This window comes from Kocuria rosea, from assembly GCF_006094695.1.
Taxonomy (GTDB): domain Bacteria; phylum Actinomycetota; class Actinomycetes; order Actinomycetales; family Micrococcaceae; genus Kocuria; species Kocuria rosea.
Map to the genome: position 1 here is coordinate 602,628 of NZ_CP035103.1, position 25,759 is coordinate 628,386.

At 73.6% G+C, this 25,759-nt stretch carries 24 protein-coding genes; 17 read left to right on the plus strand and 7 right to left on the minus strand.

Translation table 11 applies throughout. From position 1 onward, the window contains the following. Positions 1-30 precede the first annotated feature (30 nt). The 4 genes from EQG70_RS02750 to EQG70_RS02765 all read left to right on the plus strand — a co-directional run bounded on the left by EQG70_RS02750 (position 31) and on the right by EQG70_RS02765 (position 4,501). A complete protein-coding gene (locus EQG70_RS02750) occupies positions 31-1,413 on the plus strand; it encodes a glutamine synthetase family protein (protein WP_109269229.1) in 1,383 nt (460 codons plus the stop codon). Beyond that, a complete protein-coding gene (locus EQG70_RS02755) occupies positions 1,394-2,224 on the plus strand; it encodes a gamma-glutamyl-gamma-aminobutyrate hydrolase family protein (protein ID WP_109269230.1) in 831 nt (276 codons plus the stop codon). Before EQG70_RS02750 ends, EQG70_RS02755 begins: the two co-directional genes overlap by 20 nt. Beyond that, positions 2,221-3,582 (plus strand): aldehyde dehydrogenase family protein, encoded by a 1,362-nt coding sequence (locus EQG70_RS02760; RefSeq protein ID WP_109269231.1) that lies wholly within the window; start codon positions 2,221-2,223, stop codon positions 3,580-3,582. Before EQG70_RS02755 ends, EQG70_RS02760 begins: the two co-directional genes overlap by 4 nt. A 142-nt stretch (positions 3,583-3,724) precedes the next feature. Further along, positions 3,725-4,501, plus strand: coding sequence for a 3-oxoacyl-ACP reductase (locus EQG70_RS02765; protein WP_035925435.1), 777 nt, complete (start codon positions 3,725-3,727; stop codon positions 4,499-4,501). A gap of 8 nt (positions 4,502-4,509) precedes the next feature. Here the strand turns inward: EQG70_RS02765 and EQG70_RS02770 are convergent, their stop codons facing one another. Continuing rightward, entirely contained in the window at positions 4,510-5,223 is a 714-nt protein-coding gene (locus EQG70_RS02770; protein WP_109269232.1) for a DUF899 domain-containing protein, read from the minus strand. 239 nt (positions 5,224-5,462) lie between these two features. Here EQG70_RS02770 and EQG70_RS02775 point away from each other — a divergent pair, with 239 nt between their 5' ends. Beyond that, on the plus strand, positions 5,463-6,086 hold the full coding sequence (locus tag EQG70_RS02775) for a TetR/AcrR family transcriptional regulator (RefSeq protein ID WP_109269233.1): 624 nt from the start codon (positions 5,463-5,465) through the stop codon (positions 6,084-6,086). Between the two features lie 83 nt (positions 6,087-6,169). Here EQG70_RS02775 and EQG70_RS02780 read toward each other — a convergent pair whose 3' ends face one another. Next, the gene (locus EQG70_RS02780; RefSeq protein WP_109269234.1) at positions 6,170-7,243 is read right to left on the minus strand and encodes a threonine aldolase family protein; all 1,074 of its coding nucleotides are present in this window, start codon (positions 7,241-7,243) and stop codon (positions 6,170-6,172) included. Positions 7,244-7,371: 128 nt separating this feature from the next. Here EQG70_RS02780 and EQG70_RS02785 point away from each other — a divergent pair, with 128 nt between their 5' ends. The 8 genes from EQG70_RS02785 (at position 7,372) to EQG70_RS02820 (ending at position 16,942) form a co-directional block, all read left to right on the plus strand. Beyond that, positions 7,372-7,770, plus strand: coding sequence for an NUDIX hydrolase (locus tag EQG70_RS02785; RefSeq protein ID WP_109269235.1), 399 nt, complete (start codon positions 7,372-7,374; stop codon positions 7,768-7,770). A 54-nt stretch (positions 7,771-7,824) separates the two neighbouring features. Next, complete coding sequence (locus tag EQG70_RS02790) at positions 7,825-8,298, plus strand: DUF2867 domain-containing protein (RefSeq protein WP_035925446.1); 474 nt, start codon at positions 7,825-7,827, stop codon at positions 8,296-8,298. A 131-nt stretch (positions 8,299-8,429) separates the two neighbouring features. After that, positions 8,430-11,960: a proline dehydrogenase family protein gene (locus tag EQG70_RS02795; RefSeq protein ID WP_109269236.1), complete on the plus strand. Its 3,531-nt coding sequence runs from the start codon at positions 8,430-8,432 to the stop codon at positions 11,958-11,960. A 45-nt stretch (positions 11,961-12,005) separates the two neighbouring features. After that, positions 12,006-13,850, plus strand: a complete 1,845-nt coding sequence (gene ggt, locus EQG70_RS02800; protein ID WP_109221821.1) for a gamma-glutamyltransferase — start codon at positions 12,006-12,008, stop codon at positions 13,848-13,850. A 151-nt stretch (positions 13,851-14,001) separates the two neighbouring features. Then, the gene (locus EQG70_RS02805; protein WP_109269237.1) at positions 14,002-14,703 is read left to right on the plus strand and encodes a hypothetical protein; all 702 of its coding nucleotides are present in this window, start codon (positions 14,002-14,004) and stop codon (positions 14,701-14,703) included. A 91-nt stretch (positions 14,704-14,794) separates the two neighbouring features. Next, positions 14,795-15,847 (plus strand): LLM class flavin-dependent oxidoreductase, encoded by a 1,053-nt coding sequence (locus EQG70_RS02810; protein ID WP_017832982.1) that lies wholly within the window; start codon positions 14,795-14,797, stop codon positions 15,845-15,847. Between the two features lie 58 nt (positions 15,848-15,905). After that, positions 15,906-16,238, plus strand: a complete 333-nt coding sequence (locus tag EQG70_RS02815) for an ArsR/SmtB family transcription factor (protein WP_109269238.1) — start codon at positions 15,906-15,908, stop codon at positions 16,236-16,238. After that, positions 16,235-16,942 carry a cation efflux transmembrane domain-containing protein gene (locus EQG70_RS02820; RefSeq protein ID WP_109269239.1) on the plus strand — a complete coding sequence of 236 codons (708 nt, stop codon included), beginning with the start codon at positions 16,235-16,237 and terminating at the stop codon, positions 16,940-16,942. Before EQG70_RS02815 ends, EQG70_RS02820 begins: the two co-directional genes overlap by 4 nt. A 40-nt stretch (positions 16,943-16,982) precedes the next feature. On the opposite strand, the gene EQG70_RS02825 is transcribed toward EQG70_RS02820, so the two are convergent. After that, positions 16,983-17,558 carry a cysteine hydrolase family protein gene (locus EQG70_RS02825; RefSeq protein WP_109269240.1) on the minus strand — a complete coding sequence of 192 codons (576 nt, stop codon included), beginning with the start codon at positions 17,556-17,558 and terminating at the stop codon, positions 16,983-16,985. 124 nt (positions 17,559-17,682) lie between these two features. On the opposite strand from EQG70_RS02825, the gene EQG70_RS02830 reads away from it, so the two are divergent. After that, complete coding sequence (locus EQG70_RS02830; protein ID WP_017832986.1) at positions 17,683-18,186, plus strand: phosphoribosyltransferase; 504 nt, start codon at positions 17,683-17,685, stop codon at positions 18,184-18,186. A 42-nt stretch (positions 18,187-18,228) separates the two neighbouring features. On the opposite strand, the gene EQG70_RS02835 is transcribed toward EQG70_RS02830, so the two are convergent. Beyond that, complete coding sequence (locus tag EQG70_RS02835; protein WP_109269241.1) at positions 18,229-18,759, minus strand: hypothetical protein; 531 nt, start codon at positions 18,757-18,759, stop codon at positions 18,229-18,231. Positions 18,760-18,984: 225 nt separating this feature from the next. Between EQG70_RS02835 and ppc the strand changes: the two genes are divergently transcribed. Further along, positions 18,985-21,801, plus strand: a complete 2,817-nt coding sequence (gene ppc, locus EQG70_RS02840) for a phosphoenolpyruvate carboxylase (RefSeq protein ID WP_109269242.1) — start codon at positions 18,985-18,987, stop codon at positions 21,799-21,801. Positions 21,802-21,895: 94 nt separating this feature from the next. On the opposite strand, the gene EQG70_RS02845 is transcribed toward ppc, so the two are convergent. Both EQG70_RS02845 and ppk2 read right to left on the minus strand, forming a co-directional pair. Next, positions 21,896-22,339 carry an anthrone oxygenase family protein gene (locus tag EQG70_RS02845; RefSeq protein WP_109269243.1) on the minus strand — a complete coding sequence of 148 codons (444 nt, stop codon included), beginning with the start codon at positions 22,337-22,339 and terminating at the stop codon, positions 21,896-21,898. Between the two features lie 10 nt (positions 22,340-22,349). Further along, a complete protein-coding gene (ppk2, locus tag EQG70_RS02850; protein WP_095649865.1) occupies positions 22,350-23,285 on the minus strand; it encodes a polyphosphate kinase 2 in 936 nt (311 codons plus the stop codon). Positions 23,286-23,549: 264 nt separating this feature from the next. On the opposite strand from ppk2, the gene EQG70_RS02855 reads away from it, so the two are divergent. Continuing rightward, the gene (locus tag EQG70_RS02855; protein ID WP_126346899.1) at positions 23,550-24,545 is read left to right on the plus strand and encodes an IS481 family transposase; all 996 of its coding nucleotides are present in this window, start codon (positions 23,550-23,552) and stop codon (positions 24,543-24,545) included. Here the strand turns inward: EQG70_RS02855 and EQG70_RS02860 are convergent. Then, positions 24,542-25,006, minus strand: a complete 465-nt coding sequence (locus EQG70_RS02860) for an OsmC family protein (RefSeq protein ID WP_109268567.1) — start codon at positions 25,004-25,006, stop codon at positions 24,542-24,544. The two genes, EQG70_RS02855 and EQG70_RS02860, sit on opposite strands and share 4 nt — an antisense overlap. 126 nt (positions 25,007-25,132) lie before the next feature. Between EQG70_RS02860 and EQG70_RS02865 the strand changes: the two genes are divergently transcribed. Continuing rightward, positions 25,133-25,690, plus strand: coding sequence for a hypothetical protein (locus tag EQG70_RS02865; RefSeq protein ID WP_109268566.1), 558 nt, complete (start codon positions 25,133-25,135; stop codon positions 25,688-25,690). Positions 25,691-25,759: the final 69 nt, after the last annotated feature.

A 25,759-nucleotide genomic window follows, 5' to 3' on the forward strand; every position in this document is an offset into this window, starting at 1 on the left:
CAGCGATTCCAGCGACGAAGGACCGGACCCATGACCCAGACTCCTCAGCACCCGCGCAACGACCGGATGCTCACCGTCGAGCAGCTGCGGCAGCACGTGGCCGACGGGCTCGTGGACACCGTGGTCCTGGCCTTCACCGACATGCAGGGCCGGCTCCAGGGCAAGCTCAACCACGCGCAGTTCTTCCTCGACTCGGTGCTCGACGAGGGCGCCGAGGGCTGCAACTACCTGCTGGCCGTGGACACGGAGATGAACACCGTGGGCGGGTACTCGATCAGCAGCTGGTCCTCCGGGTACGGGGACATGGAGTTCGCTTGTGATCTCGACACGATCCGGCTGATGCCGCACAACCCCGGCCAGGTCCTCATCCAGTGCGACCTCACCGGCCACGGCGGGCAGCCCATCCCGATGTCCCCGCGGTCCATGCTCCGCCGCCAGCTCGACCGCGCCCGGGACATGGGCTTCACCATGGTCACCGGCACCGAGCTGGAGTTCTGCGTCTACAACACGAGCTACGAGGACGCCTGGGACGCCGGCTACCGGAACCTGGTCCCGGCCAACCAGTACAACGTGGACTACTCCGTGCTGGGCTCCCAGCGGGTCGAGCCGCTGCTGCGGGAGATCCGCAACGCCATGTACGCGGCCGGGCTGACCGTGGAGTCCGCGAAGGGCGAGTGCAACCTGGGCCAGCACGAGATCGCGTTCCGCTACGACGAGGGCATGGTCACCGCGGACAACCACGTGGTCTACAAGCTGGCCTCGAAGCAGATCGCCCACCAGCAGGGGAAGTCCATCACCTTCATGGCCAAGCCCAACGAGCGCGAGGGCAGCTCCTGCCACATCCACATGTCCCTGCGCGGACCGGACGGCGAACTGGTCTTCTGGGACCGCGAGCGGAATGCCCGGTCCCGCACCTACGAGCACTTCATCGCCGGGGTGCTGCGGACCATGCGCGAGTTCACCCTGTTCTACGCCCCCACCATCAACTCGTACAAGCGCTTCGTCGAGGGCAGCTTCGCCCCCACCTCGGTGGCCTGGGGCGTGGACAACCGGTCCTGCGCCGTGCGCCTCGTGGGCAGCGGCCAGTCCGCCCGGATGGAGAACCGCCTCCCCGGCGGGGACGTGAACCCGTACCTGGCGCTGGCCGCCATGCTCGCCTCCGGGCTGCACGGCGTGGAGCAGGAGCTCGAGCTGGAGCCGATGACCGAGGGCAACGCCTACGAGTCCGACGCCCCCGTGGTGCCCTCCACCATGCGCGAGGCCCGGGACCTGCTGGCCGGCTCGGAGCTCGCACGGGAGCTGTTCGGCGAGGACGTCGTCGAGCACTACGTGCACTACGCCGACGTGGAGCTGGCGGCCTTCGAGGCCGCCGTCACCGACTGGGAGCTGCGCCGTGGCTTCGAGCGCCTCTGAGCCGGGCAGGCCCGGGTACCGGCCGCGGATCGGGCTGACCACCTACTACCAGGAGGGCTCCTGGGGGGTCTGGAACTCCGTGGCGGCGATCGTCCCGGGCGCCTACGTGGAGGCCGTCGCGGCGGCCGGGGGCACGCCCCTGCTGCTGCCCCCGGTGGGCACGGACCCGGGGGTGCTCGAGCTCGTGGACGGGCTGGTCGTCATCGGCGGCGTGGACGTGGACCCGCGGTTCTACGGCGCCGACCGGCACGAGCTGACCTCGTCCCAGCCCTCCCGCGACGAGCACGACCTCGCCCTGACCCGGGCGGCCCTGGAGCGCGGGGTGCCCCTGTTCGCGATCTGCCGCGGCGCCCAGATCCTCAACGTGGCGCTCGGCGGCACGCTGATCCAGCACCTGCCGGACGTCAACGCGAACGCCGCGCGCTACCAGCCCGGACCGGGCCGGTACGGCGAGGTCGAGTTCGCCACCGAGCCGGGCAGCCGCTGCCGCGAGCTGCTGGGCGAGACGGCGTGGTCCCCGTGCTACCACCACCAGGCCCTGGAGACGGTGGCCGAGGGCCTGGTGGTGACCGCCCGCGCCGAGGACGGGACGGTCGAGGCCGTGGAGACCACCGAGGGCGGCTGGACGCTCGGCGTCCAGTTCCACCCCGAGGAGAACCGGAAGGACTCCCGGCTCTTCGAGGGATTCGTCCGCGTGGCCCACGGCTACGCGCAGGACCGCGCCCGGCAGCACAGCGCCCGGCACGACAGCCCCGGGGGGACCGGCCGGGCAGAGCACGCTCCACAGCGAGAGGACACCCGCATCCCATGAGCACCACGCAGATCATCGACCCCGCCACGGAGGAGGTCGTCGGCACCGTCGAGCTGACCTCCCTGGAGCAGACGGACGCGGCGATCGAACGGGCCCGGCGGGCCTTCGAGACCTGGCGGACCGTCGCCCCCGCCGACCGCGCCCGGCTGCTGCGCCGCTTCGCCGACGCGGTGGACGCCGACCTCGAGCACCTCGCGGCCCTGGAGGTCCGCAACGCGGGGCACACCATCGGCAACGCCCGCTGGGAGGCGGGCAACGTCCGGGACGTGCTGACCTACTACTCCGGGGCGCCCGAGCGGCTCTCGGGGCGGCAGATCCCCGTCCAGGGCGGGGTCAACCTCACCTTCCACGAGCCCCTGGGCGTGGTGGGCGTGATCGTGCCCTGGAACTTCCCCATGCCGATCGCCGCGTGGGGCTTCGCCCCGGCGCTCGCCGCCGGCAACACGGTGGTGCTCAAGCCGGCCGAGCTCACCCCGCTGACCGCGATCCGGCTCGGGGAGCTGGCGCTGGAGGCGGGGCTGCCCGAGGGCGTGCTCACCGTGCTGCCGGGCAGGGGCTCGGTGGTGGGGGAGCGCTTCGTGACCCACCCCGCCGTGCGCAAGGTCGTGTTCACCGGCTCCACCGAGGTGGGCCGGCGGATCATGGCCGGCTGCGCGGAGCAGGTCAAGCGCCTCACCCTCGAGCTGGGCGGGAAGAACTCCAACATCGTCTTCGCGGACGCCGACCTGGAGCAGGCCGCCGCATCCGCCCCCGCCGGCGCCCTCGACAACGCGGGCCAGGACTGCTGCGCCCGCTCCCGCGTGCTGGTCCAGCGCTCCGTGTTGGAGAGGTTCCTGGAGCTGCTGGAGCCCGCCGTGCGGGACTTCGCCTGCGGAGACCCGTGGGACGAGGGCACGCGGATGGGCCCCCTGGTCTCCGCCGCGCACCGGGACTCCGTGGCCGGCTTCCTCGCCGACGACGACGCCCGGGTCGCCTTCCGCGGGACCGCCCCCGAGGGCCCCGGCTGGTGGTTCCCGCCGACCGTGCTCACCCCGTCCCCGGACTCCCGGGTGTTCCGGGAGGAGATCTTCGGCCCCGTGCTCGCCGTGGTGCCGTTCGAGGACGAGGCGGACGCCGTCCGGATCGCCAACGACACCGAGTACGGGCTCTCCGGGTCGATCTGGACCCGGGACGTCGGCCGCGCGCTGCGGGTGTCCCGCGCCGTCGACGCCGGGAACCTCTCCGTCAACTCGCACGCCTCGGTGCGCTACTGGACGCCCTTCGGCGGCTTCAAGCAGTCCGGCTTCGGCCGGGAGCTGGGCCCGGACGCCCCGCAGGCGTTCACCGAGACCAAGAACGTGTTCCTCGCCACCGACTGACGCCGCCGCACCACCACTCGTCCCGTCCCGGGGAACCCCCACCACCGAACCCCCACCACCGAACCCCCACCACCGAACCCCCACCACCGAACCCCCACCACCGAACCCCCACCACCGAACCCCCACCACCGAAGGAGGACCCATGGAGGTCAACGCACGCCGTCTGGTCGGCCGCAGCGCCGTCATCACGGGAGGGGCCAGCGGCATCGGTCTCGCCGCGGCCCGCCGCCTCGCCGCCGAGGGCGCGCACGTCGTCGTCGCGGACCTGAACCCCGCGGCCGGGGAGGCGGCCGCCGAGGAGGTCGGGGGGCTGTTCGTGCGCACCGACGTGGCGGACGAGGCCGACGTGATCGCGCTCTACGCGGCGACCTACGAGGCCTACGGGTCGGTGGACGTCGCCTTCAACAACGCCGGGATCAACCCGACCGACGACGGCTCCATCCTGGACACCGGGATCGACGCGTGGCGCAGGGTGCAGGAGGTCAACCTCACCAGCGTCTTCCACTGCTGCAAGCACGCCATCCCGTACATGCGCGAGCAGGGGAGGGGCTCGATCATCAACACCGCGTCCTTCGTGGCCGTCATGGGCGCGGCCACCTCGCAGATCTCCTACAGCGCCTCGAAGGGCGGCGTGCTCTCGATGAGCCGGGAGCTGGGCGTGCAGTTCGCCCGGGAGGGGATCCGGGTCAACGCGCTGTGCCCGGGCCCGGTCAACACGCCGCTGCTGCAGGAGCTGTTCGCCGCGGACCCCGAGCAGGCCCAGCGCCGGCTCGTGCACGTGCCGGCCGGGCGGTTCGCGGAGCCGGAGGAGATCGCCGCGGCGGTCGCCTTCCTGGCCAGCGACGACGCCTCGTTCGTCAACGCCGCCACGTTCCTGGTGGACGGGGGGATCGCCGGGGCCTACGTCACCCCGGTGTGACCCAGTGGTCAGTCGGCGGGGGCGGCAGGGCGGTTCACGGGTTCCTCGCCGTAGAGGGCGGCGACCTCCTCGGAGCCGAGCCACCCGCTGAAGGTGGGCGACTGCGGCCAGCCCTCGGGGGAGTCCTGCCACTCCTCCTGGCGCCCCCAGGGCAGCAGGTCGATGAGCGGGAAGGTGTGGCTGACCTGTTCGACACCGCGGCCGCTGCTGTGCCAGGTGCGGTGGACGGTGTCACCGTCCCGGAAGAACACGTTCAGGGCGAAGCCGCCGCCCGGAGGAGCCCCGACGTCGGCGCCGAACGGGCTGCCGGCGGTGGAGTACCAGGTCATGCGGTTGCCGACGCGGCGGCGGTAGGCGAGGGCCTCGTCGATCGGGCCCTGGGTGACGCCCACGAACCGGGCGTCGTAGTTGTCGAGGAAGTCCAGGCGGGTGAACTGCGAGGTGAAGCTCGTACACCCTCCGCACTGCCAGGTCTGGCCGGGGAACCACATGTGGTGGTAGGTGATGAGCTGCCGCCTCCCGTCGAAGACGTCGACGAGCCGGACCGGTCCGTCCTCGCCCTCCAGCGTGTAGTCCGGCAGCTCCACCATGGGCAGCCGGCGGCGCTGCGCCGCGATCGCGTCCAGCTCCCGGGTGGCGGCCTTCTCCCGGACGCGCAGCGCGTCGAGCTCCCGCTGCCAGGTCTCCTGGTCGACGACACGGGGCCGTCCTGTGCTGGTCATGGCAGGTCCTCCTCGGTCCGGCCTCAGGCCGGCTGGTGGGCGGCGTGGATGACCCCGGACCCGAACGACCGCGCGTCGAGCATCTCGATCGCGCCGTCGAGAGTGACGTTCTCGGTGATGACCAGGGTCCGCATGCCGGGACTCCTCCGTCCGTGCCCAGAGGGTGCGCCGTCGTCCCGCGGCACCGTGGACCAGTAGAGTGTGTACACCGTACACATCGATGGAAAGAGAGGTCAAGGGTGCCGCGCACACGGGATTCCTACCACCACGGTGATCTCCGCAGAGCCCTGGTCGACGCCGGCCTCGCCGCGACGCGGGCCCGCGGTGCGGCGGCCCTGGGGCTGCGTGACGTCACCCGTCAGGCGGGTGTCTCGCCGAACGCCGCGTACCGGCACTTCGCCGACCGGCAGGCTCTCCTGGCGGCGGTCGCGCACGAGATCCAGGACCGGATGGCCGAGCGGATGCGGGCACGGATGCCCGTGGCGGGGGACCACGATCCGCAGGACCGGGCGCGGCTCCGGCTGCGCGGGGTGGGGCTCGGCTACATCGCCTTCGCCGTGGCCGAGCCGGGGTGGTTCGCGACGGCCTTCTTCGGACCGAGCGGCGGGCCGGGCGACGTGCTCCACGACCCCCACGACCGCCTGCCGCCGCCGTTCGCGCTGCTGGTGGAGGCGCTCGACGGCATGGTCGAGGCAGGCGCGCTCTCGCGCGAGCGGCGGGACGGGGCGGAGTGGGCCTGCTGGAGCGCCGTGCACGGCTTCGCGGAGCTCGTGGTCCACGGCCCCCTGCGCGGGCAGAGCCCCGATCGGATCGACCGGTGGGCGGAGCGGGTCGTGGACGACATCATCACCGGGATCGCCTGACGCGCCGGGCCCGTGCCGCGGGGCCTGCACCGCACCCCGGGAGCCCGGGCGGCGGCACCCCGCGGTCGCGTGAGCGGCGCCGGTCAGCGGGCGGCGACGACCAGGTCCTCCCGCAGCGCCGCCACGAACTCGTCCACGTCCTCCTCGGTGGTGTCCCACGAGCACATCAGGCGGACCTCGCCGACGGCCGGGTCCCACACGTAGAACGGCCAGCGCTCCTGCAGCCGGGCGGTGGTCCCGGCCGGGAGCACCGCGAAGACCGCGTTGGCCTGGGGGGTCTGCGTCACCCGGGCGCCGGGGACCTCCGCGATCCCGGCCGCCAGCCGCCCGGCCATCGCATTGGCGCGGCGGGCCGCCTCGAGCCACAGGTCCCCCGTGTGCAGCGCCAGCAGCTGCGCGGACACGAAGCGCATCTTCGAGGCCAGCTGGGTCGAGAGCTTGCGCACGAACCGGGGCTGGCGCACGGCGTCCGGGGTGAGCACCACGACGGCCTCCGCGCCCATCAGACCGTTCTTGGTCCCGCCCCACGAGACCACGTCCACGCCCGCGTCGGTGGTCAGCGCCCGCAGCGGGACGTCCAGGGCCGCGGCGGCGTTGGCGAGGCGGGCGCCGTCCAGGTGGACCGTCAGGCCCAGGCCGTGCGCGTGCTCGCAGACCGCCTGCAGCTCCTCGGGCGTGTAGACCGTGCCGAGCTCGGTGGACTGGGTGACGGTGACGACGCGGGGCTGGGCGTGGTGCTCGAAGCCGAAGCCGTGCGCCTCCCGGTCGATCAGCTCCGGGGTGAGCTTCCCGTCCGGGGTGGGCACCGCCAGCATCTTCACGCCCGCGACCTTCTCGGGGGCGCCGCACTCGTCCACGTGCGCGTGGGCCGTGGCGGTGCAGATCGCGGCGTCCCAGCGGTCGGTCATCGCCGCGAGCGCCACGACGTTCGCCCCCGTGCCGTTGAACAGGGGATAGCACTCCGCCTGCTCGCCGAAGTGCCGGCGGACCACGTCCTGCAGCGCCTCGGTGTAGGGGTCCGCGCCGTAGGCCCCCACGTGCCCGCCGTTGGCGGTCGCCAGGGCCTGGAGCACCTCGGGGTGGACGCCCGCGTGGTTGTCGCTGGCGAAGCCCTTCCGGGCGGGGTCGTGCAGGCGGGACAGGACGGAGTCGGTCACGGGTGGCCCTTCCGGTGGATCGGCGGTGTGCCGGGCGGCACTCGCACTCTACTCGCGCCCTCGCCGGGGCGGTCCGGTCCGCGCCCCGCCCGGGAACGCCCGGCCCGGGCCGTCGGTAGGCTCGGGGCATGCGCATCGTCCGGGCCGCCGCGGCGGTGGTCGTCGTGGAGGACGGCCGGCTGCTGCTGGTCCGCCGGGGCCGGGAGCCCCAGCGCGGGCGCTGGAGCGTGCCGGGCGGGAAGCTGGAGCCGGGCGAGACCGTGGCCGAGGCCGCCGTCCGGGAGGCCTTCGAGGAGACCGGCGCCCGGGTCCGCGCGGAGCGCGAGCTGGGGGTGGTGCACGTCCCCGGGGGACCGGATCTCGTGTACGAGGTGCACGACGTCGCCGCGACCTACCTCGGCGGTGTGCTGCGCCCCGGCGACGACGCCGACGCCGTGCGCTGGGTGGCCCCGGAGGAGCTGCCGGGGCTCGAGACCACCGACGGCCTGCTGGAGCACCTCGCACGGTTCGGGATCCGCCCGGCCTGAGACCCGCGGGCCCGGCCTCTCGTCCGGGCCCGGAGCGCGTGCTTGGATAGGGGCATGGCACAGACGCGGGGTTTCTACGTCGACACCGTGGAGCGCACCACCACGGCGGACCGGGACGCGGTCTGGGCGGTCGTCGAGGGCATCGGCGGCGAGCGCGGCTGGTACAGCACCGACCGCCTCTGGGCCGCCCGCGCCACGGCCAACCGGCTGAACCTCCCGCCCGGGCGGCTGCGCCACCGCGAGCACCCGGACCGCCTGGCGGCCGGGGAGCGCCTGGACTGGTGGACGGTCGAGGCCCTCGAGCCGCCGCGGCGGCTGCGGCTGCGGTCCGTCGTGCGGATGCCGGGGGACGCCTGGCTGGACATCTGCCTGGAACCGGGACCCGACGGCACTCTCGTCTACCGCCAGACCACGGTGTTCCGCCCCGCGGGCCCGGCCGGCCGGGCCTACTGGTACGCCATGCTCGCCCCGCACAAGGCCGTCCTGGGCCGGCTCGCCACGGACATCCTGCGGCAGGCGGGCGGTTAGGGCTCTTCCGCCCCGGCCGCTCCGGCCGTAGCGTGGACTCACCGGCCACCGTGACGCCCGGTGGACGCGGCCGGCGGCCGGGGGAGTGCCTCGGCACCGCTGCCGGGCGGAGCCTCCAGGAGAGTGCCGCCATGACCGCCGACGCCCCGTCCGTCCCCGACTCCCGCGCCCTGGCCGACGAGGCCGTCGCCCTGGTCCGCGAGTGGCTCGTGCGCGCCGCCGAGGGCCGCCGGCACCGCGACGGCGCCGCCGACCGGCTCGCCACCGTCCTCCAGGACCCGCACGGGCTCGAGTTCACCGTCGGCTTCGTGGACCGGGTGGTGCGCACCGAGGACGTGCGGGCCGCCGGGCGGGCCCTGCACGCGCTCGCCGAGATCGTGCCCCGCACCATGTCCGCGGCGGACCGCGCCCAGATCCGGCTCGGGGCCGCGCTCTCTGCCTCGGCGCCCCAGGTGGTCGTCCCCGCCGCCCGCACCCGGCTCCGCCAGCTCGTGGGCCACATGATCGTCGACGCCCGACCCCGGCCGTTCGGGCAGGCCGTGAAGAAGCTGACGGCCCAGGGCCACCGGCTCAACATCAACCTGCTGGGCGAGGAGGTCCTCGGCGTGGAGGAGGCGGACAAGCACCTCGCCGACGCCGCGGCGCTGCTGGACCGGGACGACGTCGACTACGTGTCCGTCAAGGTCTCCTCCGTGGTCCCGCAGCTGTCCCACTGGGGCTTCGAGGGGACCGTGGCGAAGGTCGTCGAGCGGCTGCTGCCCGTCTACCGGGCCGCCGCCCAGGCCCCGGCCGGGAGCAAGTTCATCAACCTCGACATGGAGGTCTACTCCGACCTGCACCTGACCACCGAGGTGTTCACCCGTCTCCTGGAGCACCCGGAGCTGCGGGGTCTCGAGGCGGGGATCGTGGTCCAGGCCTACCTGCCGGACGCGCTCGCGGTGGTGCGGCGGCTCTCGGTGTGGTCCGCCGCGCGGGTCGAGGCCGGGGGCGCGGGGATCAAGGTGCGGCTCGTGAAGGGCGCGAACCTCCCCATGGAGCGCGTGGACGCCGAGCTCCACGGCTGGCCCCTGGCCACGTGGAGCAGCAAGCAGGAGACCGACACCAACTACAAGCGGGTCCTCGACTGGCTGTTCGTGCCCGGCCGGATGACGGGGCTGCGGCTGGGGGTGGCCGGGCACAACCTCTTCGACATCGCCTTCGCCCACCTGCTCGCCGAGCGCCGCGGCGTGACGGAGCGGATCGAGTTCGAGATGCTCCAGGGCATGGCGGTCGAGCAGGCGAGGGCCGTGAGCGCCGACGTCGGGCAGCTGCTGCTCTACGTGCCCGCCGTGCGCCCGGCCGAGTTCGACGTGGCCGTGTCCTACCTCGTGCGCCGGCTCGAGGAGAACGCCTCGCACGAGAACTTCATGTCCGGGATCTTCGAGCTGGCCCCGGACAACGAGGTCTTCGCACGGGAGGAGCAGCGCTTCCGGGCCGCCCTCGAGGCGCTGGACCCGCGGCAGGACACCGCCCCGGCCCCCGCCCGCGCCCAGGACCGCACCGCGCCCGACGCCGGGTCCGCGCACCTGCCGCTGGAGGAGCCCTTCCGCAACGAGCCGGACACCGACGTCTCGGTCCCCGCGAACCAGGCGTGGGCGGACGGGATCGCGGCCCGGATTCCGGACCGGTCCTGGTACGAGGCCCTGGCCGTGCCCGACCCCGTCGGCGCGCAGGACGTCGAGCGGCTCGTGCGCACGGGACGGGACGCCGCCGAGGGATGGCACGGCCGCGGCGCCCGCGAGCGGGCGGAGATCCTCAACCGGGCGGCCGACGTCCTGGCCGCCCGCCGCGGGCACCTGCTGGCGGTGGCCGGCGCGGAGGCGGGCAAGACCCTGGGCCAGTCGGACCCGGAGGTCTCGGAGGCGATCGACTTCTGCCGCTGGTACGCCCGCCGCGCCCTCGAGCTCGAGACCGTGGACGGCGCCCGGTTCGTCCCGGACCGGCTCGTGCTGGTCACCCCGCCGTGGAACTTCCCGCTGGCGATCCCCACCGGCTCCACGGTCGCGGCCCTGGCCGCCGGCGCCGCCGTGCTGCACAAGCCCGCCCCGGAGGCCCGGCGCTGCTCGGCCGCCGTGGTCGAGGCGCTGTGGGAGGCCGGCGTGCCGCGGGACGTGCTCCAGCTCGTCGACTCCGTGGAGGGGGAGGTGGGGCAGGCCCTCGTCTCCCACCCCGGGGTGGACCGCATCGTCCTCACCGGCGCCTACGAGACGGCCCGGCTCTTCCAGTCCTGGCGGGCGGGGCGGCCGATGACAGCGGAGACCTCGGGCAAGAATGCCCTGGTCGTCACCCCCAGTGCGGACCGGGACCGGGCCGTGTGGGACCTCGTGACCAGCGCGTTCGGCCACGCCGGGCAGAAGTGCTCGGCGGCCTCCCTCGGGATCCTCGTGGGCAGCGTGGCGCGGTCCGAGCGGTTCCGCCGGCAGCTGCTGGACGCCGCGTCCTCGATGGTCGTGGACTGGCCGCAGAACCTGCAGGCCTCGGTGGGCCCGGTGATCGCCGAGCCCGGCGAGAAGCTGCACCGCGCCCTGACCCGCCTCGACCCGGGGGAGCAGTGGCTGCTCGAGCCGCGGCAGCTCGACGACACCGGACGGCTGTGGCGGCCCGGGATCAGGACGGGGGTGGCCCCCGGCTCCTTCTTCCACCGCACCGAGTGCTTCGGCCCCGTCCTGGGGCTGATGGAGGCCGCGGACCTGCAGGAGGCGATCGAGCTGCAGAACGCGGTCGAGTACGGGCTGACCGCCGGGCTGCACTCCCTGGACCCCGACGAGGTCAGCACGTGGGTGGAGCTCGTCGCGGCGGGCAACCTCTACGTCAACCGCGGCATCACCGGGGCGATCGTCCAGCGCCAGCCCTTCGGCGGCTGGAAGCGGTCCTCGGTGGGCCTGGGCGCCAAGGCCGGCGGACCGAACTACCTGGTCCAGCTCGGCTCGTGGCAGAAGGCCCCTTTCGGGGAGGTCCGGGCCGAGCAGGCCGGCACCGAGCTCTCCGCGTCCGTCGCCCGCCACCTCGCGGAGCTCCGCCCCCTCGTGCCCGAGCCGGACGCCGCCTGGCTGACCGCCTGCGCCGAGCAGGACCAGGCGTGGTGGGACCGGGAGTTCGGCCGCGCCCACGACCCCACCGGCCTGCAGTCCGAGGCCAACCTGTTCCGCTACCGCCCGCGCGACGTCGTCGTGCGTGCGGCCGAGGACGCCCCGCTCACGGACGTGATCCGGGTGGGGCTGGCCGCCGTGCGCTCCGGCGCCCGCGTGGTCCTCGTCCCCGCGGGGGAGGTCCCCGCGCAGGTGCAGGAGCTCTTCCGCTCGGTGCTGGACCCCTGCGGTGACGAGGCCTTCGCCCGCGTCGCCGCCGACTGGTCCGATCCGAGCGGGGCCGGACGGATCCGGGTGGTGGGCACCGCGCCGGGCCTGGCCGAGGCGCTCGCCGAGCGGCCCGAGGTCGCGCTGCTCACCGGGCCGGTGGTCGGCGCCTCCCGTGTGGAGATGCTCCCGCTGCTCGCGGAGCAGGCCGTGTCCGTGACGATGCACCGCTTCGGGAACCCCTCGACGGACGCCGAGACGGTGGTGCGCCGGGTGATCGCGTCCTCGCCGGGCCTGGGCACCCCGGCGCCACCGGTCGAAATGTAGGCGTCGCCCCTGGTGGGAACGAGGCGCCGGTGCGAGGCTGAGCCCATGCGCGCATCCCTGAGGTACCTCGCACTGGGTCTGGCCGGAGCGCTCGGCGTCTCCGGCACCGTTCTCGGCGGCTCCGCGGCCGTTGCGCACGACGACCGGCAGCACGGGGGCCGGGGCTCGCCGGTCACCGCCGAGCTGCCCAAGGTCCCCGTCATGACCGGCGGCGGCGGCGCGGTCTCCTCCGTGGACCCGCTCGCGAGCCAGGTCGGCATCGACGTGCTCGAGCGGGGCGGCAACGCCGCCGACGCCGCCGTGGCCGCGGCCGCGGCCCTGGGCGTCACCGAGCCGTACTCCGCGGGCATCGGCGGCGGCGGGTTCTTCGTGCACTACAGCGCGGAGACCGGCGAGGTCCGCACGGTCGACGGGCGCGAGACGGCCCCGGCCACGTTCACGGAGGACGAGTTCCTGGACGAGGGCGGCGAGCCCCTCGACTTCGCCACCGTGGTCAGCTCCGGGAAGTCCGTGGGCGTGCCCGGCACCCTGGCCACGTGGGAGACCGCGGCCGAGGAGTTCGGCACGATGGACCTGCACCGGTTGCTGCGGCCCGCGGAGCGGATCGCCGCCCGCGGCTTCGTGGTGGACGAGAACTTCCAGGAGCAGACCGCCCAGAACGCCGAGCGCTTCGGGAAGTTCCCCGAGACCGCGGAGCTGTTCCTGCGCGACGGCGAGGCGCCCGCGGTCGGCACCGTGTTCCGCAACCCCGACCTCGCCCGCACCTACCGCACCATCCGGCACGAGGGCACCGGCGCCTTCTACGACGGGTCGATCGGGGCGGCGGTCGTCGACGCGAGCCGGGAGCCCGCCACCGCCGAGGGCGTGGAGGTGCTCCCCGGGGAGATGACCCTCGAGGACCTGGGATCCTACGAGGCCCTGCTCAAGGACCCGGTCTCCACCGAGTACCGCGGCCTGGAGGTCTACGGCATGGGGCTGCCCAGCTCCGGCGGCATCACGGTGGCCGAGACCCTGAACCTCCTGGAGGCCTACGACGAGCGCACCGGGACGGCCCTCGGCGAAGTCTCCGCGACCCAGTACCTGCACCGCTTCTCGGAGGCCACGGCGACCGCCTTCGCCGACCGCAACCGGTGGATCGGGGACGTGCAGGGCGTGCCCGTCGAGGAGCTCACGAGCCAGGAGTTCGCCGACGAGCGGGCCTGCCTCTTCGACCCCGCTGAGGCCCAGGAGCGGCCCATCCCCTTCGGCGAGCCGGACGGGGACTACGCCGCGTGCGGGACTCCCGGGGCCCGTCAGCCCGAGCCGGTCGGCGGCGTCTCGACCACCCACCTCAACGTGGCCGACCGGTGGGGCGACGTGGTCTCCTACACCCTCACCATCGAGCAGACCGGCGGCTCCGGGATCACGGTCCCGGACCACGGGTTCCTGCTCAACAACGAGCTGACCGACTTCAACTTCGCGCCCGTCACCGAGGGCGTGCCGGATCCGAACCTGCCCGGCCCGGGCAAGCGGCCCCGCTCGTCGATGAGCCCCACGATCGTGCTCCGGGACGGGGAGCCGTGGATGTCGGTGGGCACCCCCGGCGGCGCCACGATCATCACCACGGTGGCGCAGATCCTCACCGGGCACATCGACCGGGACCTCGACCTCGTCGACGCCGTGGCCGCGCCCCGGCTGAGCTCCCGCAACGGGGCCGAGGGCGCCGACCTGGGTCTCCTCGACTCGCCCACGGGCGACGAACTGATCGCCCTCGGGCACGAGCTCGAGGACGTGCGCTGGATCGGCAACGCCTCCGCCATCCGGATCCTCGGCGACGGCCGCTTCGAGGCGGCGGCCGAGACCGAGCGCGGCTACGGCGGCTCCGCCATGGTGGTGCACCCCGAGCCGTGATGCCGCCCTGTTGCTGACCGGCCGCTGACCTGTTGCCGAGGCCCCGGGCCCCGTCCGCTCCGGACGGGGCCCGGGGACCGCCGGGACACGTCCTAGGCTGGGTCCGGACCGCGCGTCCCGCGCCACGTCCGTCCGACCCAGGAGCCGCACCGTGTTCAGCCACCCGCCCGCCGACCGCCCCGGCCCCTCCGAGCCCGTCGTGCCGGGGGACCCCGCCCTGGACGACCGGTGGCGGGCGGCCACGGCCGGGTGGCGCCCGTCCTCGATCCGCCCGTCCTCGATCCGCTCGGGCGAGCCCGACCGCGTCCGCGCCTGGGTGCGCCACGCCTGGGAGGGCCTCGCCGGCGGGGGTGTCGACGGCGCGGCCGCCGGGCCGGAGGACGACGACGCCGTCGGCCGGCGGGTGCGCGACCTGATGACCGTCGCCGCGCTGTTCGTCCTCCAGGAGCGCTTCCTGGCCGTCGCCGCCGGTGAACCGGTCCCGGCCGGGGCGCCCGACCCCCGGCGGGACGGCGCCCCCCTGGGCGACGACGAGGTCCTGGCGGTCGTGCGGCAGACGTGGGAGATCGACCCCGCGGAGGAGGGGGCGGAGGGGTTCGCGGCGGAGCTCGCCGGGTTCCTGCAGGACCACCTGGACGAGCTCGCCGAGGAGGTCCGCGAGCGGCTGGTGGACCGGCGCGGCCCCACCCAGGTGTTCGCCGAGCTGTGGAGCCTCGAGCACGTGGACGAGCTCGAGCCCGCCGACCAGGAGGGGGAGCCCCCGTTCCCGCTTCCCACCGACGACATCGCGTGGATCGTCAGCGGCGTCCCCGGCCCCGAGAAGCACACCGCCTGGGAATGGCTCACCCGCTGAGCCGGACCCCGGCCGCAGCGGCACCGGAATAAGCCGGCTCACCCACGACTTTTATGGATGTATCCACAAAATTTGCGACGAGGAGCCCCGCATGACCATCCAGCTCGGCCTGAACACCTTCGGCGACCTCTACCCCGGGCCGGACGGGCGGATGCTCGGCGGGGCGCAGGTGATCCGCAACGTCGTGGCCGAGGCGGTGCTGGCCGACCAGGTGGGACTGGACTTCTTCGGCATCGGCGAGCACCACCGGGAGGACTTCGCGGTCTCCTCGCCCGAGACGGTGCTCGCCGGCATCGCCACGGTCACGGAGCGGATCCGCCTGGGCTCCGCGGTGACCGTGCTCAGCTCCGACGACCCGGTGCGGGTCTACCAGCGCTTCGCCACCGTGGACGCACTCTCGTCCGGCCGCGCCGACGTCATCCTGGGCCGCGGCTCCTTCACCGAGTCCTTCCCGCTGTTCGGCTACCCGCTGGACGAGTACGAGGCGCTGTTCGAGGAGAAGCTGCAGCTGTTCGACCGGCTCCGCACCGAGGGCCGGATCGACTGGCAGGGCCGGCTGCGCGCGCCCATCCAGGGCCTGGAGGTCTACCCCAAGACCGAGGCCGGCGCGCTGCGCACGTGGATCGCCGTGGGCGGCTCGCCCAACTCGGTGGTCCGCGCCGCCCACTACGGGCTGCCCGTCATCTTCGCGATCATCGGCGGCAGCCCCTCGGCCTTCGCGCCCTTCGCCGACTACTACCGCCAGGCCCTCGAGCACTTCGAGAAGGAGCCGCAGCCGGTGGCCTTCCACTCCCCGGGCTACGTCGCGGAGACCGACGAGCAGGCCCGCGAGGAGTTCTTCCCGCACCAGGCGTACACGCACGCCCGGATCGGCAGGGAGCGCGGCTGGGGCCCGCTGACCCGCGCGGAGTTCGACGCGATGTGCGGGCCGGAGGGCGCCTACTTCGTGGGCTCCCCGGAGACGGTCGCCCGCAAGATCGTCCGGTCCTCGGCGGCGCTCGGCGCCTCGCGCTTCGACCTCAAGTACGCGGTGGGCACCCTGGACCACGCCCGGATGCGGCGCAGCATCGAGCTCTTCGGCACCGAGGTGCGCCGCTACGTCGAGGACATGACCGCCGACCTGTCGGCGCCCGTCACCGGCTGAGCTCCGGGCGATCGGCCTTCCCGAGTACTCAGTACACGCCAACGTGTACTGTTGGAGCATGACCTCGGTCGGCTCCACCCACGCCGCTGCCCTGACCCGGTTCGGCAGCGCCCTCTCGGAGGGCGTCCGCACCCGGATCCTGCTGTCCCTGCGCGAGGCCCCGGCGCGCCCCACGGACCTGACCGAGAGCCTCGGCGTGTCGAAGCAGGTGGTCTCCAATCAGCTCGCCTGCCTGCGCGGGTGCGGGCTCGTCGAGGCCACCCGCGAGGGACGCAACACCTGGTACCGGCTGGCCGACCCCCGTTTGGGCGGTGCGCTGGGAGAGCTGCTGGACCTGGTGGTCGCCGTGGACCCGGTCTGCTGCTCCCCGGAAGGCTGCACCTGCGCATGAGCTCGACCTCTCTCGGCCCCAGGCCCATCACGGCGGACCGGCGGGCTCTCCTGCACCGGAGGGTGCGGTGGATCGTGGCCGGCACGATCACCTACAACGTCCTCGAAGCGATCGTCGCGATCACCGCCGGTGCCGTCGCCTCGTCCTCGGCACTGATCGGCTTCGGCCTCGACTCCGTCGTCGAGGTGCTGTCGGCGGCCGCGGTGGCCTGGCAGTTCGCCGCTCCGGACCCGCATCGCAGGGAGCGGGCGGCCATGCGGGTGATCGCCTTCTCCTTCTTCGGGCTCGCGGTCTTCGTCACCGTCGACGCACTGCGCGCCCTGCTCGGGGCCGCCGAGCCGGAGCACTCCCCGGTCGGGATCGGACTGGCAGCGTTGAGCCTGGTGGTCATGCCGCTGCTGTCCTGGTTCGAGCGCCGCACCGGCCGGGAGCTGGGCTCCGCCTCAGCGGTGGCCGACTCCCGGCAGACCCTGCTGTGCACCTACCTCTCGGCCGTGCTGCTGGTGGGCCTGGTCCTCAACAGCGCCTTGGGCTGGGCCTGGGCCGACCCGGTCGCCGCGCTGGTGATCGCCGTCGTAGCGCTGCGAGAGGGCCTGGAGGCCTGGCGGGGGGACGCCTGCTGCACGCCGGCGGCCGTCCTCGTCGGCGCGGACGCCGACGACGGCGCGGACGGGTGCGGCCCCGGCTGCTCCTGCTGCCCGTGAGCCGGCTCCCGAGGCGCCGCTCCCAGCGCGGGCCCGGCGCTCAGCTCCGCAGCCGGGCCACGGCCTCGTCCTGGTGCAGGATGTCCTGGCGCATCTCGTCCTCGAGGAAGGCCAGCAGCGCGCGGGAGAGCTCCGAGTTCTCGGAGGCCACGGCGTCCCGGGCCACCGCGGCCCGGAAGTTGTGGGCGAACGCGTCGATCGCGGTCTGGGCGACGCAGCTGTGCGTGGAGATCCCGCAGAGCATCAGGTGGGTGGCGTCCAGGTTGCGCAGCCGGGCCGCGAGGTCCGTGTCGAAGAACGCGCTGTCCCGGGTCTTGACCAGCCCCGTCCCGCCCTCGGTGTCGAGACCGGCCACGTACTCGGACTGCTCCGTGCCGGGGAACGCGAAGCCCTGCCCGTCGTCGTGCATGTTGACGGTCCACGTGGAGCCGTCCCGCTCGTGCTGTGTGCGGATCAGCACGATCGGGCAACCGCCCTCGCGGGCCGCCCGGATCAGCTCGTTGACCTTCTCCGTCACGGGCTCCCGCTGCTCCTCGAGCTCGGGGAAGTCGAAGTACGAGTTCTGCATGTCGATGACGAGCAGGGCGGTGCGGCCCTGCTCCGGGTGCTGGGGCATGGCGTCCTCTCCGGTGCGGGGGGAGCCCCGCGAGGGGCTCCGGTGGACAACGATCCGATCAGTGAACTTACTACCTTCGGGCGCGCGGCTCCACCCGCTCCGGGGCTCCGGTAGCCTGAGGCGCATGGCCTATCACGCGGACGCCCTCGAGCTCGAGGGCAAGGAGATCCTCACGTGGGAACGCTTCGGCGAAGCGACCCAGGAGCTCGCCCAGAGCGTCGTGGACAGCGGCTTCCTGCCGGACATCATCATCGCGGTGGCCCGCGGCGGTCTGCTCCCGGCCGGTGCGCTGTCCTACGCGATGGGGGTCAAGCTCTCGGACGCGATCAACGTGGAGTTCTACACCGACGTCCACCAGACCCTGCCGGACCCCGTGCTGCTCGCCCCGATGCTGGACACCGAGTCCATCGCGGGCCGGAAGCTGCTCGTCGTCGACGACGTGGCGGACTCCGGGCGGACCCTCGCCCTGGTGCTGGAGCTGCTGCGCGGCCTGGGCGCGGAGGCGCGCTCCGCCGTCATCTACGGCAAGCCCCGCTCCGTGATCCGGCCCGACTACCTGTGGAAGGCCACCGACGACTGGATCGTCTTCCCCTGGTCGGCCGCCCCGCCGGTCACCGCCGGCGCCTGACGACCCCCGGGCCGCGTCCCGCCCGGGCCGCTCCTCATCCGGTCAGCGCAGCGCCGCCCGCACCCCGGGGTGGCCGGCCACGACGAGCCACACGACGTTGACCGCGACCAGGACGGTGGTGCTGAGCCCGGGCAGCAGGTGCCCGCCCAGGAGGAACACCGCCAGGTCGAAGAGGTCGCCGAGCACGGCCAGGGAGCAGAAGACGATGCCGAGGATCCAGCCCCACTGCAGCTGCTCGCGCAGCGGGAACCAGACCAGCGCGTAGAGGGCCGTCGTCAGCACCACGCCGAGGAGCGCCAGCGCGGCGGACAGCCCGGCGCCGGGGAGCCCCGGCACCCGCGCCAGGTCCTCCATGCCGGGGAGCTGGGCGCTGGGGCCCGCGACCGCCTGCACGAACGTGTCCGCCACGTTGACGGCGAACGAGAGCAGGGTGAGCCGCAGCAGCAGGCGCAGCCGGGCCGTCATCGGCGGCCCGGGCGGGACCGTGCCGGGACCCGGTCCGCCGGGGAGCCGCGGGGGCGGCCCGCCGCCCGGACGGTGCGGGCCGCCGGGACCGTGCGGGTGCTGGCTCATGGCCTGTGCCTCCTGGCGCGCGCGAGGTGTGCTCACCGCCGAACCTACCGCTCCCTGCCCCGTCCGGCACGGGTTTCCAGGGATCGTCCCCCGCGGGACCTCCCCGGGGCGGCCCGTGCGACGTGGATCACCCGGGGTAGGCTGGCACGGTAGGCACCGACGGCGCGACCGCTCGTCGGTCGTGCGCGCACCCGTGACGACCGACCAGCCAGGAGCAGCCGCGACATGACGACTCAGCACGACCGGACCGCCGCCCCCGACCGCCACCGCGCCGAGGTGATCGACGCCCCGCTGCGTGCGGACGTCCGCCGCATCACGACCCTGCTGGGGGAGACCCTGGCCCGTCAGCGCGGCGAGGAGCTGCTGGAGCTGGTCGAGCAGGTCCGCCGGCTCACCAAGGACGCGAAGGACGCCAAGGCCTCCGGGGCCGACGACGCCGCGGGCCAGGTCCGCGACCTGCTCGGCTCCCTGCCCCTGGACCGGGCGACGGACCTGGTGCGGGCCTTCGCCCACTACTTCCACCTGGCCAACGCCGCCGAGCAGGTGCACCGCGTGCGCGTGCTCGGCCGCCGCCCCGAGGACGAGGGGTGGCTCGCCGCGGCGGTCGCCGACGTCGCCGCCGAGGCCGGTCCCGACGCCCTGCGCGAGGCGGTGGGCAGCCTGGACGTCCGGCCGGTGTTCACCGCGCACCCCACCGAGGCCTCCCGGCGCTCCGTGCTGACCAAGATCCGGCACCTCTCCGACATCCTGGCCCGCGAGACCGCCGAGGGCTCCGCCGCGCGCCGCAGCCAGGACCGGCGCCTCGCCGAGCTGATCGAGCTCCTGTGGCAGACCGACGAACTGCGCCAGAACCGCCCCACCCCGCTCGACGAGGCCCGCAACGCCCTGTACTACCTGCGGGAGGTCCTCACCGAGACCATGCCCGTGCTGCTCACGGACCTCGAGGACCAGCTCTCGCAGCACGACGTGCACCTGCCGGCCGGCCCCCCGCCGCTGCGCTTCGGGTCCTGGATCGGCGGGGACCGGGACGGCAACCCCAACGTCACCCCCGAGATGACCCGCCGGGTCCTCCAGCTGCAGGGGCAGGCGGCCGTCGACATCGCCCTGAGCTTCCTGGACGTGCTGGTCTCCCGGCTGTCCCCCTCCACCGCCATCGTCGAGGTCGACCCCGAGCTGCGCGAGTCCGTGGAGCGGGACGTGGCGCACCTGCCCGGCCTGGACCCGCGGGTCCTGGAGCTCAACGCGCAGGAGCCGTACCGGCTCAAGCTCACCTGCATCAAGGCCAAGCTGATCAACACCCGCCGCCGGTTCGCGGAGGAGACCGTGCACGAGCCGGGCCGGGACTACCGGACCACCGCCGAGCTCGTGGCCGACCTCGACGTCGTGGCCCGCTCGCTGCGGCACCACGCGGGCGCGCTCGCCGCCGACGGCTCGCTCGCCGCGGCGACCCGCACCATCGCCGGCTTCGGCCTGGGCCTGGCCACCCTGGACGTCCGCGAGCACGCCGACGCCCACCACGAGGCCGTGGGGCAGCTGCTCGACCGGCTGGGCGAGCTGGACCAGCCGTACGCGGACATGGACCGGGGGGCGCGCGCCGCGGCGCTCGCCGGGGAGCTCGCCGGTCGCCGCCCGCTCGCCCCGCCGGGGCTGTCCACGGGCGCCGTGCACCTCGACGGCGACGCGGACCGGACGTTCGCGGTCTTCCGGGAGATCGCCCGGGCCCAGGAGACCTACGGCGAGGAGATCGTCGAGACCTACATCGTGTCCATGACCCGCGACGCGGACGACATCCTGGCCCCCGTGATCCTGGCCCGCGAGGCCGGGCTGGTGGACCTCACCGGCGAGCAGGACCGCGCCACCCTCGGCTTCGCACCGCTGCTGGAGACCGTCGGGGAGCTGCGCCGCTCCGCGGAGGTCATCGACGAGCTGCTCTCCGACCCGGCCTACCGGCGGGTGGTCGCGGCGCGCGGGAACATCCAGGAGGTCATGCTCGGCTACTCCGACTCCAACAAGGAGTCCGGGGTGATGACCAGCCGGTGGGAGATCCACCGGACCGAGCGCCGGCTGCGCGACGTCGCCGCCCGGCACGGCGTGCGGCTGCGGCTCTTCCACGGCCGCGGCGGCTCCGTGGGCCGCGGCGGCGGCCCCACCCACGACGCGATCCTCGCCCAGCCCAGCGGCGTCCTCGCCGGCGAGATCAAGTTCACCGAGCAGGGCGAGGTGATCAGCGACAAGTTCTCCCTCCCCGCCCTGGCCCGGGAGAACCTCGAGCTGTCCCTGGCCGCCGTGCTGCGCGCCACGGCGCTGCACCAGGACCCGCGCTCCACCGAGGAGGAGCTGGACCGGTGGGGCGAGGTCATGGACGTGGTCAGCGACGCCGCCTTCTCCTCCTACACGGGCCTGGTCGAGGACCCCGACCTGCCGGAGTACTTCCTGTCCGCCACCCCGGTGGAGCAGCTCGGCGCGCTGAACATCGGCTCCCGCCCGGCCAAGCGCCCGTCGTCGGACAAGGGCCTGTCCGGGCTGCGGGCCATCCCGTGGGTCTTCGGCTGGACGCAGTCCCGCCAGATCGTGCCCGGCTGGTTCGGGGTGGGCTCGGGCCTGCGCGCCGCCCGCGAGGCGGGGATGGAAGGGGACCTGCACACCATGCTGGAGCGCTGGCACTTCTTCCGCTCCGTGATCTCCAACGTGGAGATGACCGTGGCGAAGACCGACCTGGAGATCGCCGCCCACTACGTCCGGGCGCTGGTGCCCGAGCGGCTCCAGCACGTGTTCGAGGTGATCCGCCGCGAGTACGAGCTCACCCTCGACGAGCTCGCCCGGCTCACCGGGCAGGCGGAGCTGCTGGACGGCAACCCCACCCTGAAGCAGACGCTCGAGGTGCGGGACCAGTACCTCGACCCCATCTCCTACCTGCAGGTGGAGCTGCTCCGCCGGATCCGGGAGCAGGACGCCGAGGGCCGGGAGGTCGACGAGGGCCTGCAGCGGGCCCTGCTCATCACCATCAACGGGGTGGCCGCCGGCCTGCGCAACACCGGCTGACCGCCCGGGCCGGGCGGCGGCGCGGAGGGCGCGGCCGCCCGGCCCGGTCCGCGGGCGGGAAGAGGTCCGCGGCCCGGCCGGACCGGGGCCCGGATCAGGGGACGGGCAGCAGCAGGGCGACGGCGCCGAGCACGGACAGTCCCGCTCGGAGGTGGTTGGCCCGCGTCCACGGCCGCGCGTAGGCGGACCACACCACGGTCCGGCGATCGGTGCCGGCCAGCCGGGCGTTGAGCGGGACGTTGACCGCCACGGTCAGGACCCAGCCCGCCAGGGAGGCCAGCGCACCCAGCACGCGCAGCGGCCCGCCGGGTGCGGAGAGGCTCGTGCCGACCACGACCAGACAGGCCAGGGCGGTGCCGAAGAACAGCACCAGGAACGGCGCCCGCACCGCGGCCCGGTTGACGGCGATCATCGCCGAGGCCGCCGCACCGCCGGGAAGGCGCCGCAGCGCCGGCATCACCACCAGGGAGAACGCCAGGTAGAACCCGCCGACCAGTCCCGAGCCGATCCCGGCGACCAGCGCCGGCCACGTCTCCACGCCGCGGGACTCAGTCGCCGACGGCGTCGCGGCCGCGGCGCACGATCAGCGGATCGGCCGGGTGGACCACGGACGGGTCCTTGTCCTCGTAGTCGAACTGGTCCAGGAAGAAGCGCAGCGCGTTGATCCTCGCCCGCTTCTTGTCGTTGGACTTCACCGTGGTCCACGGGGCGTGGTCGGTGTCCGTGCGCAGGAACATCTCCTCCTTGGCCTCGGTGTAGTCCTCCCACCGGTCCAGGGAGGCGAGGTCCTGCGGGGACAGCTTCCACCGGCGCACGGGGTCGATCTGGCGGATCGCGAACCGGGTCCGCTGCTCCTGCTGGGTCACGGAGAACCAGAGCTTGGTGAGGTGGATGCCGGAGTCCACGAGCATCTTCTCGAACACCGGGGCCTGGTCCATGAACCACGCGTAGTCCTGCGGGGTGCAGAAGCCCATCACGGGTTCCACCACCGCGCGGTTGTACCAGGAGCGGTCGAAGAGCACCATCTCCCCGGCGGTGGGCAGGTGGCGGATGTAGCGCTGGAAGTACCACTGCCCGGCCTCGCGGTCCGAGGGCTTGGTCAGGGCCACGACCCGGGCGGCGCGCGGGTTGAGGTACTCGGTGAACCGCTTGATCGTCCCGCCCTTGCCGGCGGCGTCCCGGCCCTCGAACACGATGACGTGCTGGAGGTCGTGGTCCTGGCCCCAGTACTGGAACTTCAGCAGCTCGATCTGGAGCTTGTACTTCTCCAGCTCGTACTCCTCCCGGCTCATCAGCTCGTCGTAGGGGTGGTCCTCCCGCCAGGTCTCCACGGCCGAGCCCCCCGGGTCGATGAGGTCCGGGTCCTCCTCGTGCCCGTGGGGCACGGTGTAGCCCATCTGCGTGAGGTGGTCGATGAACTCCCGCAGGTTCTCCCGCACGGCCCACTGGTCGGCGGGCATCCACTGCCGTTTTCCGTCGGGCATCGGCCGTTCCTCTCCGGTCAGGGTCTCTTGAGCGCAGTGTAGGCGTGCTCATCCTGACCCGCCCGGGCGGCGGGCACATGACCGCCCGGTGAACACCGGGGTCCGGCCGTGCCGGGCCGACCGTGCGGAACCCCGTGCGGTCGGCTAGGTGTGATGTCCAGGGAGGTTGTCCCGCCGCAAGGCGGTGAGTCGGGCTGACACGGGAAGGCCTCCGGTAGTGAAGTGGAGCTGTCTAGTTCACCGCTTCACCCACCGGAGGCCTTCATGTCCCACGTTAACGCCGTCCTGACCCCTCGTACACGCCTACGCCTGGCCCGGCTGATCGTCGAGGATCAGTGGACCTACGCCGCGGCGGCCAAGATGTTCATGGTCTCTGCCCGCACGGCCAAGAAATGGGCCGACCGCTACCGGGCCGAAGGCCAAGCCGGGATGGCTGATCGCAGCTCTCGCCCGCGCACCAGCCCGACCAAGACCGCCCCCGGGGTGGTCCGGAGGATCGTGGCCCTGCGGTGGCGACACCGGCTGGGCCCAGTGCAGATCGCCGGCCGACTCGGAATGCCGGCCTCGACCGTGCATGCGGTGCTGGTGCGCTGCCGGATCAACCGGCTCTCCCGCATCGACCGGGTCACCGGCGAACCCCTGCGCCGCTACGAACACGACCATCCCGGATCACTGATCCACGTCGACGTCACCAAGTTCGGCAACATCCCCGACGGAGGTGGCTGGCGCTACCTCGGTAAGCAGCAAGGCGACCGCAACCGCGCCACCACCGATACTCAACGCCGCAAAGGCCCAGTACGTGGCCCCCTGATCGGGACCGCCTTCGTGCATACCGTGATCGATGACCACTCCCGGATGGCGTACGCGGAGATCTGCACCGATGAGAAGGCTGCCACCGCGATCGGGGTGCTGCGCCGAGCCAGGGCGTGGTTCGCCGACCAGGGCGTCACCGTGGAGCGGGTGCTCTCGGACAACGGATCCTGCTACCGCTCCCATGCCTGGGCCCAGGCCTGCGCCGAGCTGAGCATCAAGACCAAACGCACCCGCCCCTACCGGCCCCAGACCAACGGCAAGATCGAACGCTTCCACCGCACCCTGGCCGATGGCTGGGCCTACGCCCGGTTCTACCCCTCCACGGCAGAGCGCGACGATGCCCTACCGGGCTGGCTGCACTTCTACAATCATCATCGAGCCCACTCCGCACTTGGAGGCCAGCCACCGGTCACCCGCCTGACCAACCTCCCTGGACGTCACAGCTAGGGGGTCTCGCCCGCGGCACCGTCGACGCCGACGCTCACGTCGTGGCCGACGGCGGTGCCGTGCTCCACCGTCCGCGAGACCGTGCAGTACTTGTCGTGGGACAGGGTGACGAGGCGTTGGACCATGCCGGCGGCCTTGCGGCCGGCATCGTCGTCGGGGAACGCGAGGTGGAAGGAGAGGTGCAGGTCCTCCAGACGGTTCGCCCCGTTCTCCTCGAGGATCTTCCGTCCGGTCGCCTCGACGCGGAACTCCGAGGTCTCCGAGCTGCGGGAGGTCGCGACGTCCACGTCGATGGCCGAGCACCCGGCGATGGCGGCCAGCAGGAGCTCCACGGGGGACAGCAGGCCCTCACCGCGGCCGAAGGCGATCTCGGCCCCCTCGGCGTTGCGGGCGGTGTAGTGGCCGGTGGCGGTGCGGGTCAGCTCGACGGAACGCGGGGCGGGGTCGTTGATCTCACTCATGCACCCATGATGCCAACCCCGCTCGCGTCGGCGGTCCCGGCACCGCCCCCGGGGGCCGGCGGAATAGGCGCTGCGGCCGTCGCCGTTGACGTGGGAACGTCACCGTCCAGCGCCCAGGAGGCCGGCTTGTCCCCATCACGACCGGCGCACGACGGCCGCGAGCCCGAGGAGCCCGAGCGGAGCCACCTGGACGCCGAGCTCGAGGCGCTGATCGCCGACTACCGCCGGCTGCACCAGGACGACGCCCGTCTGCGCCGGATCGAGCGCATCATCCACGCCGCCCACCGGTCCGCCGAGGAGGAGGGCGGGGACCGTGCCGGCGAGATCCGCGAGGAGCAGATCGCGCCCGCGCTGAGGGTCCAGGACGCGCGGCGGGTCGCCGCCGGGCTGCTGCGCACCGAGGAGGACATGAGGGCCTACGCGGCCCGTTTCGCCCGGCGCAGCACCGAGAACGACCCGGCGGGAAGGGACCTGGAGCGCCAGGCGCACGCGCTGGACGCCGCGGGCCGGAACTGGGTGCTCATGATCGGCCAGAACCGTGACCACGGACTGGTCGCCTGCCGCTTCGTCCGGGAGAAGGGCATCCCGCACGCCCGCGTGGTGTCCTTCACCGCGGAACGGCTGAGGCTGCCCATCCTGGTCGTCGAGCTCGGCCTGGACGAGGAGGGCCCCTGCCCCGGGTGAGCTCTCCGCCGCGGGCGGCGGCCGGGTGCGCGGGGCACGCCACGACGGGTCGACCTCCGGCGACCAGGG